This window comes from Marinobacter sp. F3R11, assembly GCF_003318275.1.
Lineage (GTDB): Bacteria > Pseudomonadota > Gammaproteobacteria > Pseudomonadales > Oleiphilaceae > Marinobacter.
Window position 1 is genome coordinate 282,913 of record NZ_QOCH01000003.1, and the last position, 16,405, is coordinate 299,317.

14 protein-coding genes and 1 tRNA gene are annotated in these 16,405 nt (G+C 54.5%); 4 read left to right on the forward strand and 11 right to left on the reverse strand.

What is annotated here, in order from left to right; genetic code table 11:
- Window positions 1-11: 11 nt before the first annotated feature.
- Genes DS878_RS01325 through DS878_RS01345 form a run of 5 tightly spaced genes read right to left on the reverse strand, consistent with a single transcriptional unit; the run spans window position 12 to window position 6,109 of the window.
- Entirely contained in the window at window positions 12-242 is a 231-nt protein-coding gene (locus tag DS878_RS01325) for a formate dehydrogenase subunit delta (protein WP_113814136.1), read from the reverse strand.
- Window positions 239-1,099, reverse strand: a complete 861-nt coding sequence (fdhD, locus tag DS878_RS01330) for a formate dehydrogenase accessory sulfurtransferase FdhD (protein ID WP_113814137.1) — start codon at window positions 1,097-1,099, stop codon at window positions 239-241. Before fdhD ends, DS878_RS01325 begins: the two co-directional genes overlap by 4 nt.
- Window positions 1,080-4,001: a formate dehydrogenase subunit alpha gene (gene fdhF, locus DS878_RS01335; RefSeq protein WP_113814138.1), complete on the reverse strand. Its 2,922-nt coding sequence runs from the start codon at window positions 3,999-4,001 to the stop codon at window positions 1,080-1,082. The genes fdhD and fdhF overlap by 20 nt, the downstream gene beginning before the upstream one ends.
- A 1-nt stretch (window position 4,002) precedes the next feature.
- Window positions 4,003-5,562, reverse strand: coding sequence for a formate dehydrogenase beta subunit (locus DS878_RS01340; protein ID WP_113814139.1), 1,560 nt, complete (start codon window positions 5,560-5,562; stop codon window positions 4,003-4,005).
- Between the two features lie 16 nt (window positions 5,563-5,578).
- Window positions 5,579-6,109 (reverse strand): formate dehydrogenase subunit gamma, encoded by a 531-nt coding sequence (locus tag DS878_RS01345; RefSeq protein ID WP_410003440.1) that lies wholly within the window; start codon window positions 6,107-6,109, stop codon window positions 5,579-5,581.
- Window positions 6,110-6,203: 94 nt separating this feature from the next.
- Between DS878_RS01345 and DS878_RS01350 the strand changes: the two genes are divergently transcribed.
- The gene (locus DS878_RS01350) at window positions 6,204-7,286 is read left to right on the forward strand and encodes a helix-turn-helix transcriptional regulator (RefSeq protein ID WP_261977542.1); all 1,083 of its coding nucleotides are present in this window, start codon (window positions 6,204-6,206) and stop codon (window positions 7,284-7,286) included.
- Window positions 7,287-7,293: 7 nt separating this feature from the next.
- Here DS878_RS01350 and DS878_RS01355 read toward each other — a convergent pair whose 3' ends face one another.
- Window positions 7,294-8,958 carry an OFA family MFS transporter gene (locus tag DS878_RS01355; RefSeq protein WP_113814141.1) on the reverse strand — a complete coding sequence of 555 codons (1,665 nt, stop codon included), beginning with the start codon at window positions 8,956-8,958 and terminating at the stop codon, window positions 7,294-7,296.
- Between the two features lie 250 nt (window positions 8,959-9,208).
- A tRNA-Gly gene (locus DS878_RS01360) sits at window positions 9,209-9,282 on the reverse strand.
- 73 nt (window positions 9,283-9,355) lie between these two features.
- Between DS878_RS01360 and DS878_RS01365 the strand changes: the two genes are divergently transcribed.
- The 3 genes from DS878_RS01365 (at window position 9,356) to DS878_RS01375 (ending at window position 12,233) form a co-directional block, all read left to right on the forward strand.
- The gene (locus DS878_RS01365) at window positions 9,356-11,080 is read left to right on the forward strand and encodes a potassium/proton antiporter (protein WP_113814142.1); all 1,725 of its coding nucleotides are present in this window, start codon (window positions 9,356-9,358) and stop codon (window positions 11,078-11,080) included.
- A gap of 108 nt (window positions 11,081-11,188) precedes the next feature.
- On the forward strand, window positions 11,189-11,749 hold the full coding sequence (locus tag DS878_RS01370; RefSeq protein ID WP_113814143.1) for a murein L,D-transpeptidase family protein: 561 nt from the start codon (window positions 11,189-11,191) through the stop codon (window positions 11,747-11,749).
- Window positions 11,750-11,951: 202 nt separating this feature from the next.
- Entirely contained in the window at window positions 11,952-12,233 is a 282-nt protein-coding gene (locus tag DS878_RS01375) for an Lpp/OprI family alanine-zipper lipoprotein (protein WP_113814144.1), read from the forward strand.
- An 82-nt stretch (window positions 12,234-12,315) separates the two neighbouring features.
- On the opposite strand, the gene DS878_RS01380 is transcribed toward DS878_RS01375, so the two are convergent.
- The 4 genes from DS878_RS01380 to DS878_RS01395 all read right to left on the reverse strand — a co-directional run bounded on the left by DS878_RS01380 (window position 12,316) and on the right by DS878_RS01395 (window position 16,152).
- Window positions 12,316-13,377, reverse strand: coding sequence for a L,D-transpeptidase family protein (locus DS878_RS01380; protein WP_410003441.1), 1,062 nt, complete (start codon window positions 13,375-13,377; stop codon window positions 12,316-12,318).
- Window positions 13,378-13,421: 44 nt separating this feature from the next.
- Entirely contained in the window at window positions 13,422-13,991 is a 570-nt protein-coding gene (locus DS878_RS01385; RefSeq protein ID WP_113814145.1) for a TMEM165/GDT1 family protein, read from the reverse strand.
- A 278-nt stretch (window positions 13,992-14,269) separates the two neighbouring features.
- Window positions 14,270-14,695 (reverse strand): MarR family transcriptional regulator, encoded by a 426-nt coding sequence (locus tag DS878_RS01390; RefSeq protein WP_113814146.1) that lies wholly within the window; start codon window positions 14,693-14,695, stop codon window positions 14,270-14,272.
- Window positions 14,696-14,865: 170 nt separating this feature from the next.
- Window positions 14,866-16,152: an MFS transporter gene (locus DS878_RS01395; protein ID WP_113814147.1), complete on the reverse strand. Its 1,287-nt coding sequence runs from the start codon at window positions 16,150-16,152 to the stop codon at window positions 14,866-14,868.
- Window positions 16,153-16,405: the final 253 nt, after the last annotated feature.

Consider the following 16,405-nt stretch of genomic DNA (forward strand, 5'->3'; position numbering starts at 1 on the left):
TGCCTGCCGATTTATTCCTGTTCTGCCTGCAGCCTGGCAACTGTCAACCTGGCCAGTGCAGACAGCTCCGAAGAAGGCCCGTTAGCGTAATCCACGATTTGTTGTTTCATGCTGCGGGCCCAGAACTTGCGCATGTGGTCTGCAGCCACACCGGCCACCTTATCGTCATCACCATGATGCAGATTGTTGGCAATAATCTGGTCGAGCATTTTGATCAGGTTATTCAATTCCTGGTCCTTCACTGGGTGTACTCCTGAGCATGGCTATCACCACGGGTATAGATTACATGTCGGCCGGGGCGTGCAAAGCCGATCAGATTCATCCCGCTTTTTCGTGCCTCACGGATGGCAAGTGCAGTGGGGGCCGATACGGCCACCAGACTAGCTATGCCTGCGCTTGCCGCTTTTTGTACCATTTCAAAACTGGCACGACTGGAGATCAGGGCAAAACCTTCTTTGAAGGCCTGTTTGCCTTGCTCACGCACGCGGGCACCGATCAATTTATCCAGCGCGTTGTGCCGGCCTACGTCTTCCCGTACCAGAATAATCTGGCCATAGGCATCGCACCAGGCGGCACCATGGGTAGCCCCGGTCCGCAATTGCAGCGGCTGAGAGCTTTTCAGGTTTTTCAGCGCAGCCTGAATAGCCTCGTCACCCGGTAAGGGTTGTGCGGTAACCGGCTCAAGGGTTCGCACCACGTAAGCTAGGGATTCGGTACCGCAAAGCCCGCAACCGGTTCGACCGGCCATATTACGGCGCTGCTCCCGCAAACGCGCATAGCAATCGCCGGCAATGTGCATATCTACTTCAATGCCGTTCTCACCCGGGCTTATCCCGATACTGAACAACTGATCAGGCCGCTGCAGAATGCCTTCGCTCAGGCTGAAGCCCAGGGCAAAATCCTCGAGGTTACAGGGTGAAGCCATCATAACTGCATGGGAAACCCCATTGTAGATCATGGCAACCGGCACTTCTTCAGCAACCAGATCGCGGGATCCCGTGTCCTCAACACCACCACATACGTTCACCCGCACTTCGCTCACCGGAGGCGGAGCATGATCAACCACATCTGCCTCCTTGTTACTTGAGGGCATTTGCATGGCTGTCTTCCCGTTTATCCATGGCGGACTTCAGCAAAGCCTGCTGGCGCTTGTCAAAATCCACAAAGTTGAGCTGCCAGTCCGACGGCTGTGTCACTTTCTCTACCTGTACTGCAGTTACCTTGTACTCAGGGCAGTTGGTGGCCCAGTCTGAGTTATCAGTGGTGATTACGTTAGCGCCGCTACCCGGATGGTGGAAGGTGGTATACACGACACCTGGAAGCATTCGGGTGCTTATTTTCGCCCGTAGCACCGTGTGACCCACACGGCTGCTGATTCCCAGCCAGTCCCCATCTTTCACTCCGCGCAATTCAGCATCGCTTGGATGGAGCTCCAGAAGATCTTCCTCATGCCAGTCACTATTACTGGTGCGGCGGGTCTGTGCACCCACATTATACTGGGACAGTATTCGCCCAGTGGTCAGAAGCAGCGGGAAGCGCCGGCTGGTACGTTCTTCTGTAGCCAGATACTCAGTCACGGCAAAGCGGCCTTTGCCAATGGGGAAGTCCAGTCTGTGCATGGTCGGCGTGCCATCCGGATGCTCATCATTACACGGCCACTGAATACTGCCCTGCTCCTCCAGTTTGTCGTAGCTCACACCGGTAAAGGTGGGAGTCAGTTGGGCAATTTCATCCATGATTTCGGAGGGATGGCTGTAGTTCATGGGATAGCCCAGAGCGTTGGACAACGCCATGGTCACTTGCCAGTCTTCCATGCCGGCAATGGGCTCCATCACTTTGCGTACACGGTTGATGCGACGTTCGGCGTTGGTGAAAGTGCCGTTCTTTTCCAGGAAGGTGGAACCTGGCAACAGCACATGAGCATATTTGGCAGTTTCGTTCAGGAAAATGTCCTGAACGATCAGGCAATCCAGGGATTTCAGTGCCGCTTCAACATGCTGGGTATTAGGGTCGGACTGGGCTATGTCTTCGCCCTGCACATAAAGGGCCTTGAAGGTTCCGGCAACTGCTGCGTCAAACATATTAGGTATGCGCAGACCCGGTTCGTTATCCAGTTCCACACCCCACACCGACTGGAAGCGTGCCCGTACGGCAGGATCGCTCACATGCTGGTATCCCGGCAGTTCATGGGGGAAAGAACCCATGTCGCAGGAGCCCTGTACATTGTTCTGGCCCCGTAATGGGTTCACCCCGCCACCTTCACGGCCGATATTGCCGGTCGCCAGAGCAAGGTTGGCGATCCCCATCACCATGGTGGATCCCTGGCTGTGCTCGGTGACACCCAGGCCATAATAGATGGCACCATTGTCAGCCCCGGCATAGATCCGGGCCGCTTCCCGGACTTTAGCAGCCGGCACGCCGGTGACCTCTTCCATGGCTTCCGGAGAGTTACGCTCCTCAGCAATAAAGCTTCGCCATGCCTGGTAGGCCTTAAGGTCGCAACGGTTGCTGATGAAGTCAGTATCTTCAAGGCCTTCGGTCACGATCACATGGGCCAGGGCATTCACCATAGCCACGTTGGTGCCCGGGCGCAGTGGCAGGTGCAGGCCTTCGCCTCCATGGGGAGTGTTCAGAATGTCGGTGCGGCGCGGATCAATCACGACCAGCTTTGCACCCTGGCGCAAGCGCCGGCGCATCAGTGAACCGAATACCGGGTGGGCATCGGTAGGGTTGGCTCCGATCACCATGATGGTGTCAGCTTTCATCACCGAATCGAAAGTCTGAGTACCAGCAGATTCTCCCAGGGTGGTTTTCAGACCATAGCCTGTAGGGGAGTGGCAAACCCTTGCACATGTATCAGTGTTGTTGTTGCCAAACGCCGCACGTACGAGTTTTTGTACCAGATAGGTTTCTTCGTTGGTGCAACGGGAGGAGGTAATGCCGCCGATGCTTTCGCGACCGTATTTCGCCTGGATACCCCTGAGCTTCTGGGCAGCAAAATCCAGGGCCCGGTCCCAGGACACGGCCTGCCAGGGATCATCGATGGACTCGCGGATCATGGGTTCCCGGATACGGTCCTCGTGGGTCGCATAGCCGAAGGCAAAGCGGCCTTTGACGCAGGAATGGCCATGGTTGGCGGCACCGCCCTTGTAGGGCACCATACGTACCAGCTGATCGCCTTTCATCTCAGCCTTGAAGGAGCAGCCCACACCACAGTATGCACAGGTAGTTACCACGCTATGCTCTGGCTGTCCCGCCTCGATCACACTCTTTTCCATCAGAGTGGAAGTGGGGCAGGCCTGCACACAGGCGCCGCAGGATACGCACTCGGAATCCATGAAGGCTTCGCTCTGGCCGGGGGATACTTTGGAGTCAAAACCCCGGCCGTCGATGGTCAGGGCAAAGGTGCCCTGGACTTCCTCACAGGCGCGAACACAGCGGGAGCAGACGATGCACTTGCTGGGGTCGAAGCTGAAATAGGGATTGGAGCTGTCGGTTTCCGCTTCCAGATGGTTTTCCCCGTCGAAGCCGTAGCGAACTTCCCTCAGGCCCACGGCTCCGGCCATATCCTGCAGCTCACAGTTGCCGTTGGCGGGGCAGGTCAGGCAGTCCAGGGGGTGATCGGATATGTACAACTCCATGATATTGCGGCGCAGTTTCGCCAGCTTGCCAGTCTGGGTGGTAACTTCCATGCCCTCAGCCACTGGTGTGGTACAGGAGGCGGGATAGCCACGGCGCCCCTTGATCTCCACCGCGCAAAGACGGCAGGAACCAAAGGCTTCCAGATTATCGGTAGCACATAATTTCGGGATATTGATGCCTGCCAATGCCGCAGCCCGCAACACGGAAGTGCCTTCGGGCACAGTGATGTCCCGGCCATCTACGGAGATGGACACAAGGGATTCTGAAAGGCGTGCAGGCGTTCTATAATCCTGATCCGGGTTCGGAATACTCTTGCCCGGCTCAAAGGTTTCGGTGCTCGGATCATAATAGTGCAACATATCATGCCTCCACTGGGCGCGGGCTGGCCATCAGGTCTTCAGGAAAATGTTTCATCACGCTCTGCACAGGGAAGGGCGTCATTCCGCCCATAGCACACAGAGAGCCATCCACCATGGTTTCGCACAGCTCTTCCAGCAACACCAGATTGTTATCCCTGTTATCTCCGGCCCGAATGCGATCAATCACTTCTACACCGCGTACCGAACCAATCCGGCAGGGGGTACATTTGCCACAAGACTCAACAGCACAGAATTCCATGGCGAACCGGGCCTGCTCCCCCATGTCCACAGTGTCATCGAATACCACCACGCCACCGTGGCCAATGCCGGCGCCCAGTTTGGCAAAGGCTTCATAGTCCATGGGGGTATCCCACTGGCTTTCCGGCAGATAGGCCATCAGCGGGCCACCCACCTGCACGGCCTTTATTGGCCGGCCGGTGAAAGAACCATCACCGAAATCCTCCAGCACTTTGCGCAGGGTAACGCCAAAGGCAAGCTCGATCAGACCGCCCTGTTTGATATTGCCCGCTAACTGAATGGGAAGAGTGCCCAACGAACGCCCCATACCATAATCCGCATAGGTCTTTCCTCCGTGGGCCATGATGTATGGTACGGCCGCCAGCGAGAGTACATTGTTTACCACCGTGGGCTGGCCGAAGAGGCCTTTGATGGCAGGCAGAGGTGGTTTGGAACGCACCAGCCCACGTTTGCCTTCCAGGCTTTCCAGCAGTGAGGTTTCCTCGCCACAGATATAAGCCCCCGCTCCCAGTCGTACTTCGAGACGGAAGGCGCGGCCATTGCCACAGACGTTATCACCCAGATAACCGTGCTCTTCTGCTCTGCGGATGGCTTCGTCCAGCATTTTCCTGGACAGAAGGTATTCAGAACGCACGTAGATAAAGCCAAGAGTGGCACCCACAGCCAGGCCGGCAATGGTCATGCCCTCAATCAGCATGTAGGGATCACATTCCATCACCAGGCGGTCGGCAAAGGTACCGGAATCGCCTTCATCTGCATTGCAGACCACGTATTTTTGCTGGTCATGCGGTTCATCCAGCACGGTCTGCCACTTGATACCTGCCGGGAATGCAGCACCACCACGACCACGCAGGCCGGAAGCTTTTATTTCATCCACAATCCCCTGGGGGGTCAGAGCCGCAGCGTTCTTCAGCCCGGCAAATCCACCATGGGCGATATAGTCTTCAATGCAAACCGGGTCGGTTATACCGATACGGGCAAACGTAAGGCGCTGCTGACGTTGCAGATAAGGATGCTGAGCAATATCCCCCAGATATAAAGCGTGGTCCGGATTACCTTCAAACAAGCCGGCTGCCACAAGCTCTTTCACTTGTCCTGGTTCCACAGGGCCATAAGCTACCCGGCCGTATGGCGTCTGCACCTCTACCAGAGGCTCAAGCCAGAACAATCCGCGCGAGCCATTTCTTACCAGGCGGATATCCTTATTCAGTTCTGCAGCCGCAACCTGCAGCTCTTGTGCCACCCTGTCGGCACCCAGAGAAAGGGCTGTTGTATCGCAGGGCACATAGATTGTTATTGTCATGGTTTTGATCCTGCTTTCATTTTAACTGGAGAACGGACGTTGTCAGTTTGTCCACCAGCTCATCAAATTTTTGCGGGGTCACCCGGCCAATAATTTCATCATTCACCCGGATAGAGGGGCCGCAGGCGCAGTTTCCCAGACAGTACACAGGCTCAAGAGAGACTTCGTTATCAGTAGTGGTTTCGTGATAGCCCACCCCCAGTTTCTTCTGGACATGGCGCTCGAGCGCACGACCACCGCGAGCCTGACAGGCTTCCGCGCGGCATACCTCCAGCAGGTTACTGCCCGCCGGGCGGGTGCGGAAATGATGGTAAAAGCTGATTACGCCATGAATCTCGGCGCGGGTCTGCTGCAGCATTTCGGCAATAATTGGAACGGCCCCTTCCGGCACATACCCGATGCGGGCCTGTATTGCGTGCAGAATGGGTAAAAGCGGTCCGGGTTCATGCTGCAGCGATGCGACTTCCTGACGGATCATGTCGGGGCTCCAGTCACCAGCAGCAGGCACCGGCATAGCAGCCGTTTTGTGGTCAGCTCTCTCTGACATATGCATATCTGTTCCTACCTGTTTTTATTCTGATACAGTAACAACACTCTCAATCAAGCCAAACTAGCACTCCAGACACAAGCACGGAATATGAATGACTATGCATAACAAAAAACTGAACATATCCCCTGCCTGGGTATTTCGTACCGATACCGACGAACTTTTCGAGCCTGTTCTGTTTCGCCTGCTGGAAAGCATCCGCGATACCGGCAAGCTCACCATGGCCGCCACAGCCACCGGCATTTCCTACCGGCACGCATGGAACCTTCTCAACCGTGGCGCCGATATTCTGGGCCTGCCTCTGGTGGTCATGCGCAAAGGCCACGGCAGCGAGCTTTCTGCTCTGGGTGAAAAGCTGCTGTGGGCGGAACACCGCGTAACAGCAAGGCTCGGGCCACAGATCGACAGCATGACCGCAGAACTCAACGACCAGATTCAGCTGTTGCTCGCTGGCGCTCAGCCTACCCTGCGCCTGCATGCAAGCCATGGTTACGCTGTGGCGCTACTGCCGGAATCTTCGAAGCAGGTAAATATCAGCCTGCAGTACCGCAACCCGGAAGAAGCTCTCTCTGCTCTTAACCGTGGCGAATGTGATGCTGCCAGCTTTCATGTACCCACATGCCCGGCACTGGCCCGCCATATCATCAACCATTACCAGAAACACCTGGACGGCGCTCACCACCGACTTATCCGTTTTGTCACCCGGCGCGAGGGACTGATGACGCGCAAAGGCGAGCATGACACTATCCGGACCCTGAAGGATCTGAGCACTTCTGGCCTCAGCTTTATCAGCCGTGACCGGCATTCCGGCACCCGAATCCTTTTTAACTTTCTGCTGAAGCAACAAGGACTCGCAGAGGACAGTGTAAACCGCACCTCCCAGCAGGAATTCACCCACACCGCCATTGCCGCTTTCGTAGCATCAGGTATGGCGGAAGTCGGTTTCGGTGTGCAGGCGGCGGCCGAACAGTTCAATCTGAACTTCATCGAAATGGCAAGCGAACACTACATGCTGATATACCGGCAAGATCGCCTGCCCCCCGCAACGCTCGGACACCTGACCGAACTACTGAAATCCCCGGCACTGATCGAGCGAATCAACAACGTGCCGGGGTACGAACCCGACTACCCCGGCGAGATCACCACGCTTGACGCGCTGACTGCCGGAGAAGCCTGAGCATTCATCAGAACAGGGCTGCTGCCTTCGCGATGGCGATGTATAGCCCGATCAGGAAGGGCACACCTACCGCCAGCCAGGCCAGCACTCCGACTATCCCGAAGGCTCCACGGGCCGCGGTCTGAGCATCAGCAGAAGGACCGTTATCCCGCTGCAGCATACGCTCGCGCGCCAGTTCTTCATCTGTCATATGCAGGGATGCGTCCACCGGCTTGATCAGGCTGTTGCAGATAAGCCCCAGAACAAGCAAGCCGGCCATGATGTAGAGCGTGCGGTCGTATACCAGCGCCGGTTCAATTCCCGCCTCCAGCTGCACTTCACGAATCAGCGCAATAACCACCGGGCCAACAAGACCCGCAGCGGTCCATGCTGTCAGCAGGCGGCCATGGATCGCACCTACCATCTGCGTTCCAAAAATATCAGCCAGGTAAGCCGGTACGGTTGAAAATCCCCCGCCGTACATACTCATGATCACGCAGATGGAAATCACAAACATGCCTGCCATGCCAAGATGCCCCCAGGTGGGCAGCAGGCAATACATGGCAATGCCGAGGACGAAAAAGGTCAGGTAAGTGTTTTTGCGGCCAAGCTTGTCAGAAAGCGACGCCCAGAAAAGGCGACCAACACTGTTGAACAGACTGATCAGACCAACCAGACCCGCCGCAGCGGCGACGACCGCTGTTTTCTGGGCCGCGGTGAGCGCAACGGCGGAATCTTTGATTCCTACAAGAGCGCCACCAAACACATCCTGCAACATCGGACTTGCCATTGAAATAACGGCTATCCCGGCAGTTACGTTGAGGAACAGGACGCTCCAGATCAACCAGAACTGTTTTGTTTTCCATGCGCGGTTCAGGTGAACATGGCCATGGGTAATCATAGTGTTGGCCTGCGGACCACTGGCCGGCTCCCAGCCCAGCGGTTTCCAGCCATTAGGCGGCACCCGGAAACCCAATGCTCCCGCCATCATTACGAAGAAATAGATAACACCCATAGTCATCAGGGTACTGGCAACACCTGTGCCGCCATCCGCTGAAAAATACCCCATCAACCATACTGCCAGAGGCGCGCCCACCATCGCTCCGCCACCGTAACCCATGATGGCGAACCCGGTGGCCATGCCCCGGCGATCCGGGAACCACTTGATCAATGTCGAAACCGGAGTGATATAACCCAGCCCCTGACCAATACCACCAAGCACACCACAGCCGAGATATAGCAACCACAGCTGGTGTGTCATAACACCGATACCGCCCAGCACCATACCTCCACCCCAGCATATTGCTGCAATGGCGCCGGCTTTGCGCGGGCCCGCATGCTCCAGCCAGGCACCCCATAGCGCTGCAGAGATACCTAGCATGCCGATGAAAATTCCGAAGGTGTAGGTAACGTGGCTAACCGCCCAGTTACAGGAAGTGGTGGTCAGTGCCTGAAAGAAACTGATATCTGCGCATGCAACCGGGTCTGCGCCCGACACAAGATTTGCCATCGGCAACCAGAATACCGAAAAGCCATAAGCCATACCGATACACAGGTGTATTGCCAACGCAGCAGTGGGTACGAGCCAGCGGTTGAAACCCGGACCAGCAACCGTGTTCTCCCGATCAAAAAAGCCCGGCTTCGGGCGCGAGGTGTCGCCGCTGAACAAGCGGTCTTCGGCTATCCCATCCATAAACAAACCCTTTTGTTCTTATCATATTGTTGTTGGTGATAACGAAATTCCGCCTCATTACAGATATTGAATATGCATACACCTGCATATTTAATATCCTGAAAAACGTGAAATCGCGTGGCAACGATTTGATTAGTTGCAATACAAAACATCAACTAGCTAAAGGTATTATGAATTTCTGTACCTATATAAAATTCAAGAAACACAGTTACTTGTTTACGGGACGAGTGATGGGCAAACTTAGGGATCATGGAGCGGGTGATGGGAATCGAACCCACGTGTGCAGCTTGGGAAGCTGCCGTTCTACCATTGAACTACACCCGCCAGAAGGCGTGACTACCCGCGCAATATAAGCGCTTCAGCCGGTTCCCGGCAAGCATTCTCTTACGGAGTTCTGATGGATCCAATGCTCACCCTGGTCGGTGCCCTGATGCTTGTTATCAGCATCGTATTGAGCCCGCTTTCAAGCCGTGTTGGCATGCCGGTACTACTGATTTTTCTGGTGGTAGGCATGATGATGGGCAAAGACGGCCCCGGCGGCATTGAGTTTGACGATTTCCAGCTATCCTTCCTGGTCGCCAATCTGGCACTGGGCGTTATCCTGCTTGATGGCGGCATGCGCACCCGGGCTGAAACCTTCCGAGTAGGCCTCAAGCCGGCTCTGGTGCTTGCAACCATCGGTGTTGCCATGACAGCACTAGGTGCGGCATTCGTTGCCTGGCTGGTATTTGACCTGCACTGGATGACCGCCCTTCTCATTGGCTCAATTATCTCATCAACCGATGCTGCAGCCGTATTTTCATTGCTGCAGGGCCGTGGACTGCACTTGAATGAACGTGTAAGCGCCACACTGGAAATTGAATCCGGTAGTAACGACCCCATGGCGATTTTCCTGACGCTGATGATGGTTACCCTGATCGCCAGCAATGGCGACCACCTGGTTCAGGACTCACTGATCCTGCTGGTTAAACAATTCAGCATTGGCGGCATTGGCGGCATAGTCGGCGGTTATCTGATTGCTGAGCTGGCCAACCGTATTCGTCTGACCCCGTCTCTGTATCCACTGCTGGTGGTGGCCGCCGGCATTCTGGTGTTCTCTTGCGTAAATGCCCTTGGCGGCAGCGGGTTTCTGGCCATTTACCTGAGCGGTGTTGTAATCGGTAATCGCCAGGTACGGATGATGCCCATGATTCTTCAGGTTCACGATGGTCTGGCCTGGCTGGCCCAGTTGTGTCTGTTTCTGATACTCGGCTTGCTGGTTAACCCAACAGACCTGCTCCCTCTTGCCGGAAGCGGCCTGATTCTTGCGCTGGCACTGATTTTTGTAATACGCCCGTTAACCGTCATGCTGACCGTGTGGCCGTTCGGCTTTAATCCCCGGGAACTGGGTTTTATCAGCTGGGTAGGGCTAAGGGGAGCTGTACCCATCGTACTGGCGCTGTTCCCGATTATTGCAGGCCTGCCAGAAGCACAAGTTGTATTCCATGCAGCCTTTTTTATCGTGCTGGTATCCCTGTTGGTTCAGGGCACAACCATTACTCCGCTCGCACGTCTGCTGCGCCTTGAAATACCGGCAAACGGCGAGCCATATCGCCGCTTGCCGCTGGACACACCTGCAGCCGGAGATCACGAACTCATGCTTTTTCCCTTACGGGGGGAAAACTGGGAAACACCCAAGGCTCTGAGCCAGTTGCGCATTCCTGAGAACACAGCCATTGCGGGCGTATTCCGCAATCGGGCCTGCCTGCAACCCAAGGGGGATCTGGAAGTATCCAGTGGCGACATGGTCGCCATATTTGCCACGCCCAGTGTTCTGAAGGAGCTGGGTAAGGCACTGAGCGGCCGTCATACGCCGAAATACCTGGCTGAAAGGGCTTTCTTCGGAGACTTTGTACTGAACGGAGATGCGCTGCTCGGTGATGTAGAACAGTTTTATGACATAGAATTCAATGAGTTGCCACCAGAGTTATCACTTGCAGAATGCTTTGCCCGGCGCACCAAAGGGCATCCGGTTATTGGCGACACCGTAGTACTTGGGCCCGTTACTCTGGTAGCAAGAGCCACCGAGGCGGATCAGGTTACCAAGGTTGGCCTGAAAATGGATGCATCACAAAATCCCTGATACCTGCATCGGATAGCCATAAAAGTTAACAAAACCCCTTAACATTTCACTGGCGGGTTATGTTATAAACGGCCTTGAGTAAAGATTAATCATTGGTAAGTTCAGGTTATGGCTATTCCCCGTTTTTTAATTCTCTGTTTTCTGGCTCTGTTTTTTTCAGCAAGCCTTCCAGCCTATAGCTCGGAGTTGCTGGCCAGAGCTGAGTCCCGCATGCCTGTAGAAAACGACGCTTCAGAAGAGTCTCTGGTGGTCAGCAAAGTACTGGTAAAAAAAGGCCAGCGTCGCCTCTACCTGATGAATGGGGAAGAAGTAATCAGAAGCTATCGCATATCACTCGGTGACAACCCGGAAGGGCACAAGCTCTTTGAGGGTGACCAGCGCACGCCAGAAGGAGATTACACGCTGGACTGGCGCAATTCGGGCAGTAGTTTCTACAAGTCCATTCACATTTCGTATCCCAACGGGAAAGACCGTGAAATGGCGGAGAATTGGGGGCTAAACCCGGGCGGCAGCATTATGATTCATGGCCTGCCTAATGGCTCAGAAGACATGGCGTTTGCCTATACTGGCCTGGACTGGACCAACGGCTGCATCGCGGTCAATAATGAGGAAATGGACGAAATCTGGCAATTGGTCAACGATGGCACCCCCATTCGCATACTTCCCTGACCCCCTATCTGTGACACAAGGATTAAGTTGTTGTCATAACCTAAGAAAATTCACGTATACTTAGTTAACATTTCATCTCAGAGTGTTTTACACTGTTTCTCGACTCCGGTAGTCAACGCCTATCGGGCCAAAGCTGACATGAAGTTGTCTGAACTGACCGTCGGATTAACAGGAAATAACTCGATCAATAAGGGGATTTACAATGCGTAAACTGACTATCGCCGGAATCGCACTGGCTACTGCTCTGACCGCAGGTTGTGCAACTACCGACCAAGGCGCTCTTGACGAAGCCAATGCAACTGCCAGCTCTGCCGCGCAGACTGCTGACAAAGCAATGAACACCGCTAACAGCGCTGCCAGCTCTGCACGCTCTGCACAACAAACTGCAGACCAGGCTCTGGCCGCTGCAAAAGCAGCTCAGAAGTCTGCTGACGAAGCAAACGAGCGCGCCAAGCGTATGCTCGATCGTGCAAGCATGAAGTAAGATTCAAGCTTAAGCACTGCGAAAAAGGCCGGTACTCCCGGCCTTTTTTTGTTGCTTCTTTTTCGCCTGTCTTTGCGCGAAATCAGAAATACAGCTTCTGTTCAGGTTCTTCTTCCGCATTCATCTGCTTTTCATTTGGCGCCGTTTTGTCGGATGCCACGCGTGCAACCTGCTCACCAACCATGGCAGGAATCCCATCCGCCTGATCTACGGCCAGCTCTATTGCCCTGCGCTGAACCTCAACACCCGGATGTTTCTGGCGAAACGCCTCAACCTCGAGGGTTACTTCACGCCAAAGGCGATCACGGTCCTCCTGGCTGTAGTCTTCATGAGGGCGATGAACTTCCAGCCAGACCTCACCACCGGACAATCCCATTTTCACCGGATCATTAACAATCTGCACCGGAGTACCCTTGCTCACCTGGTAAACAAAGCGGGATATATCCTCGTTATACATACGGAAGCAGCCATGACTCACCGGCATGCCCACACCAAACCGTTTGTTGGTGCCGTGAATCAGATAACCCTTTTCACTCAACAAAAGAGCATGGGTACCCAAAGGGTTATCCGGTCCAGGCGGTATCATCCGGGGCAGGAAGTCACCAGAAGCTTCATATTCTGCACGAATACTGGCAGGTGGATACCATGCAGGAGACTCCAGGGGCATGGTTACCTTGGCATCTGTCAGGGGAGACGGGTTCTCGGCGCTACCTACGCCAACCGGGTATACCTGCACACCATCCCCGGTGAAATAGTAAAGCCGGTACTCTGCCAGATTAATCACGATACCTTCCCGGCGGGCTTCCGGAATTATGTACTGGCGCGGCAGTGTAATAGTAGTACCTTCACCGGGTAGCCAGGGGTCAACACCCGGATTGGCCTTCACCAGCTCAAGGTAACCTATCGCAAGCTGGCTCCCAACCTCAGCAAACGTATCTTCGTAGCGGGTAGTGAACACACCCAGCTGGCCGGCCAGATCACCATTCACCCTGAATGTCGGAACCCGGGGACTGCGATCGGACGCCTGTTCAGATACCGGATTTTCAGGTGTACGGCTCTGCTCCGCTGCCCACAAGGATGGGAAAGCCAGAGTGCCTGCAAGCAGAATCAGTATCGAATATTTTCTAAATTTCATAAATTTCATTCCAGAAAAACCGGCTTCTCCGCGTGCAGTGACAGCAGCCACCCTCAAGAGTTCCAGAACACCGATAAAAGTGTCACAACGGCCATAACCGCAAACAGAATGCTCGCACAAATCCGCGCGGCCGCCAGCGGCATACGATCCATAATCCAGTGACCCGCCATGATAACTGGTATATTGGCCAGCAACATCCCCACAGTTGTACCAATAATAACCCATACTGTTTCACTGAAGCGCGCGGCCAGTACAACGGTAGCAATCTGGGTTTTATCGCCAATCTCTGCGAGAAAAAACATAACGGTTGTCGCCATGAAGGCTCCCATACCCAGAAACCGGGAGTCGTCGCTGTCATCCTTGTCTGGAACCAGAAGCCAGAGTGCTATCGCTACAAAACTCACTGCAAGGATCCAGGGTAGCCATGGGGCCGGAATCCATACTGAAATCCAGGCCCCCAGCCAGGCAGAAAGCGCATGATTCAGAATCGTCGCGATCAGAATTCCCATGATAATGGCGAAACGCCTGGAATAACGGGCAACCAGAAAGAGTGAGAGCAACTGGGTCTTGTCGCCAATTTCAGCAATGGCAACTGCGACAGTAGAAGTGAGAAATGCATCCATGAAGTTGTCCGGGGCGGAAGTCAGACACGAGACAGCCTACCTTCCGCCTCTGGAGGTAGTCTGCCTCAGGTCTTGCCAATTTCACCGATAAGCGGATGAAACACGATGACCATGGGGATTTTGCCCCAAGTATGTTGACCACCGTTCGCCCTCGAATAATCAAGGTGCGAAGACTACTCCCCTGAAGAGAAGTTACTGATATTAAACAATCACAGCCGGCATAACAACCAGCCGGGCCCGGTATTTGTTGCGCAGATTCGGGCCGCGACAGAGCGTGGTTATTTCTGTTTTTCAGCGTTATCGAGAATTTTGTGGAACACTTTTAACGCATTCTCGATTTCTTCCGGGCTGATACCGTCAAGCATTTCATCCCGCAGCGCATTAGCCCGGGCGGTGAGAACTTCCATGAATTCCCTGCCTGGATCCGTAAGATGCAAGCGGCGGGCACGGCGATCATTAGGACAGGCACGGCGCTCTATCAGCTTCTGCTGTTCCAGACTGTCGAGCAAGCGCACAAGCGTCGGGTTTTCAATGGCCATCAGGCTCGCAAGTTCGCGCTGGGTCAGACCTTCGCCACCCTCTTTGAGATAGACCATTGTGGTCCAGCGGGCCTGAGTAACCCCCAGATCTTTCAGCCGCTCGTCTAGCAACTTACGCCAGCGACGGGTTACCCGGGCGACCGCAAATGGGAACTGATCTTTCATAGTTAATACTCCGTTCCGAGGCCGGAATCGCGCTTCGCGAGTCACACTGACCGACCAAAATGCTTACATTACAGGAAGGGCACAAATAGTAAGCTAACCATTGAGATAAAAACACATATCCGTATCAAACGGCATCGGGAAAAACCGAGAGCCGGGACTGCATTCTTGAGTCAGCCAGCGTGGCGTAAGGGCTCCTCATTTATTTCCTCAACTTCAGGAGATTCCTGAAACTCCATATTTCGCGGATCCAGCTCTGCCAGCACAGTAGAAGTTTCAGGCATTGCAGGCACATACTGCTCCTGATCCGCAACGGCAACATCATCGGTATAGGTGATACGCAGACTCGTAATAACGGCAAGCACCAGCAGAAAACCGGCATTGCCCAGGAAGAGACCCTTTGGCCCCAGCACATTAATCAGTTCAGCCATCACTATTGGGCCGATAACGCTACCAACCCCGTAACTGAGCAACAAGGTTGCGCTTGCGCCTACAATACGGGTGCTTTCCATCCGGTCGTTGGTGATAGCGACAGAAATTGGGTAAATCATGGCCGAGAGGCCGGTAAATAGCCCCACCAGAAGCGTAAGCAGCCCATACCCCCCGGAGCCCAAAAAGCTGACAGCGACCGCAGCCAGGGCTGCAGTGAACACTACCCAAAACATAACACGACGGCGGTCAAAGCGATCACACAGCCGACCAAGCGGCCAGGCAAGAAGCATCGCCGCAACAATGGCACTGGCCATAAAGGTTGAGGTTTTCGCTACATCAAGACCCATAAGGGTTGCGTACACAGGCCCCAGTGCATAAAACCCGCCTATCAGAATGCCGCAGATCACAGCTCCGGAAACGCCGGTAAACGACTCCCGGGCCAAGGTGAATAAAGAGATGCGCTGAACCTGCTCGATAGCCGGCGCCTCCATGCGGGTGAGGGACAGGGGAATCAACGCCAGTGCCAGTAAAATCGCCGCCAGAGAATAGGGCATGAAGTTCGCAGGATCACCCACGTTAACAATCAGCTGACCGCCAGCCGCCGAAAGATAGAAAACAATCTGATAGACCGCAAACAGCGCACCCCGGTTACTGTTACTGGCGCGGCTCGAGAACCAGCTCTCAATCACCACCAGAACACCTGCAATACTGAATCCCGACAACACCCGCAGGAAGGCCCAGAACTCCGTGGAAATCACCATGGGGTACATAAGCGCAGTCACGGCAGCGATTGCCGCAAATACTGCGAACGCGCGTATATGACCAACCCGGCCGATAATATGGTGTACGTAGAGAGTGCCCAGAACAAAGCCAACGGAATAGCACACCAGCACCCAGCCAATGACATCCGGCGAAACCGATTCAATACTCAGGCGAATACCCAAAAGCGTCATCAGAAACGCATTCCCGCTGACTAGCAGAACAATACTCAAAAGGAGAGCAGACAGGGAGGTGACCATTCGGGTCATTGCAAAAACTCCGGGCTTCGCGGTGCGGATTGATAGAGCTGAAAATCAGGGTAGCAGCAAGATCCGGATTTTGCTGTCGACGTATTACAACAGTACCTCAGAAGCGTGACTACTAAGCATTTGCCGAAGCTCTGCTCTGTTCTCAGGAGCGCTAAACATGGTCAGGGCGCGGTTTCACAATGTTTCACATTAATGTGCCGTAACAGACCCGCTGCGACTTAGGAGGTAATATTAAAGACAGCTATTCAATAAA

What these genes read in the sequence shown, in the direction of transcription:
- DS878_RS01390 (WP_113814146.1), bottom strand. Translation starts at nt 14,695, where the DNA reads ATGAAAGATCAGTTCCCATTTGCGGTCGCCCGGGTAACCCGTCGCTGG.
- DS878_RS01370 (WP_113814143.1), top strand. Translation starts at nt 11,189, where the DNA reads ATGGCTATTCCCCGTTTTTTAATTCTCTGTTTTCTGGCTCTGTTTTTT.
- fdhD (WP_113814137.1), bottom strand. Translation starts at nt 1,099, where the DNA reads ATGCAAATGCCCTCAAGTAACAAGGAGGCAGATGTGGTTGATCATGCT.
- DS878_RS01380 (WP_410003441.1), bottom strand. Translation starts at nt 13,377, where the DNA reads ATGAAATTTATGAAATTTAGAAAATATTCGATACTGATTCTGCTTGCA.
- fdhF (WP_113814138.1), bottom strand. Translation starts at nt 4,001, where the DNA reads ATGTTGCACTATTATGATCCGAGCACCGAAACCTTTGAGCCGGGCAAG.
- DS878_RS01395 (WP_113814147.1), bottom strand. Translation starts at nt 16,152, where the DNA reads ATGACCCGAATGGTCACCTCCCTGTCTGCTCTCCTTTTGAGTATTGTT.
- DS878_RS01350 (WP_261977542.1), top strand. Translation starts at nt 6,204, where the DNA reads ATGACTATGCATAACAAAAAACTGAACATATCCCCTGCCTGGGTATTT.
- DS878_RS01365 (WP_113814142.1), top strand. Translation starts at nt 9,356, where the DNA reads ATGGATCCAATGCTCACCCTGGTCGGTGCCCTGATGCTTGTTATCAGC.
- DS878_RS01385 (WP_113814145.1), bottom strand. Translation starts at nt 13,991, where the DNA reads ATGGATGCATTTCTCACTTCTACTGTCGCAGTTGCCATTGCTGAAATT.
- DS878_RS01340 (WP_113814139.1), bottom strand. Translation starts at nt 5,562, where the DNA reads ATGACAATAACAATCTATGTGCCCTGCGATACAACAGCCCTTTCTCTG.
- DS878_RS01375 (WP_113814144.1), top strand. Translation starts at nt 11,952, where the DNA reads ATGCGTAAACTGACTATCGCCGGAATCGCACTGGCTACTGCTCTGACC.
- DS878_RS01355 (WP_113814141.1), bottom strand. Translation starts at nt 8,958, where the DNA reads ATGGATGGGATAGCCGAAGACCGCTTGTTCAGCGGCGACACCTCGCGC.
- DS878_RS01345 (WP_410003440.1), bottom strand. Translation starts at nt 6,109, where the DNA reads ATGTCAGAGAGAGCTGACCACAAAACGGCTGCTATGCCGGTGCCTGCT.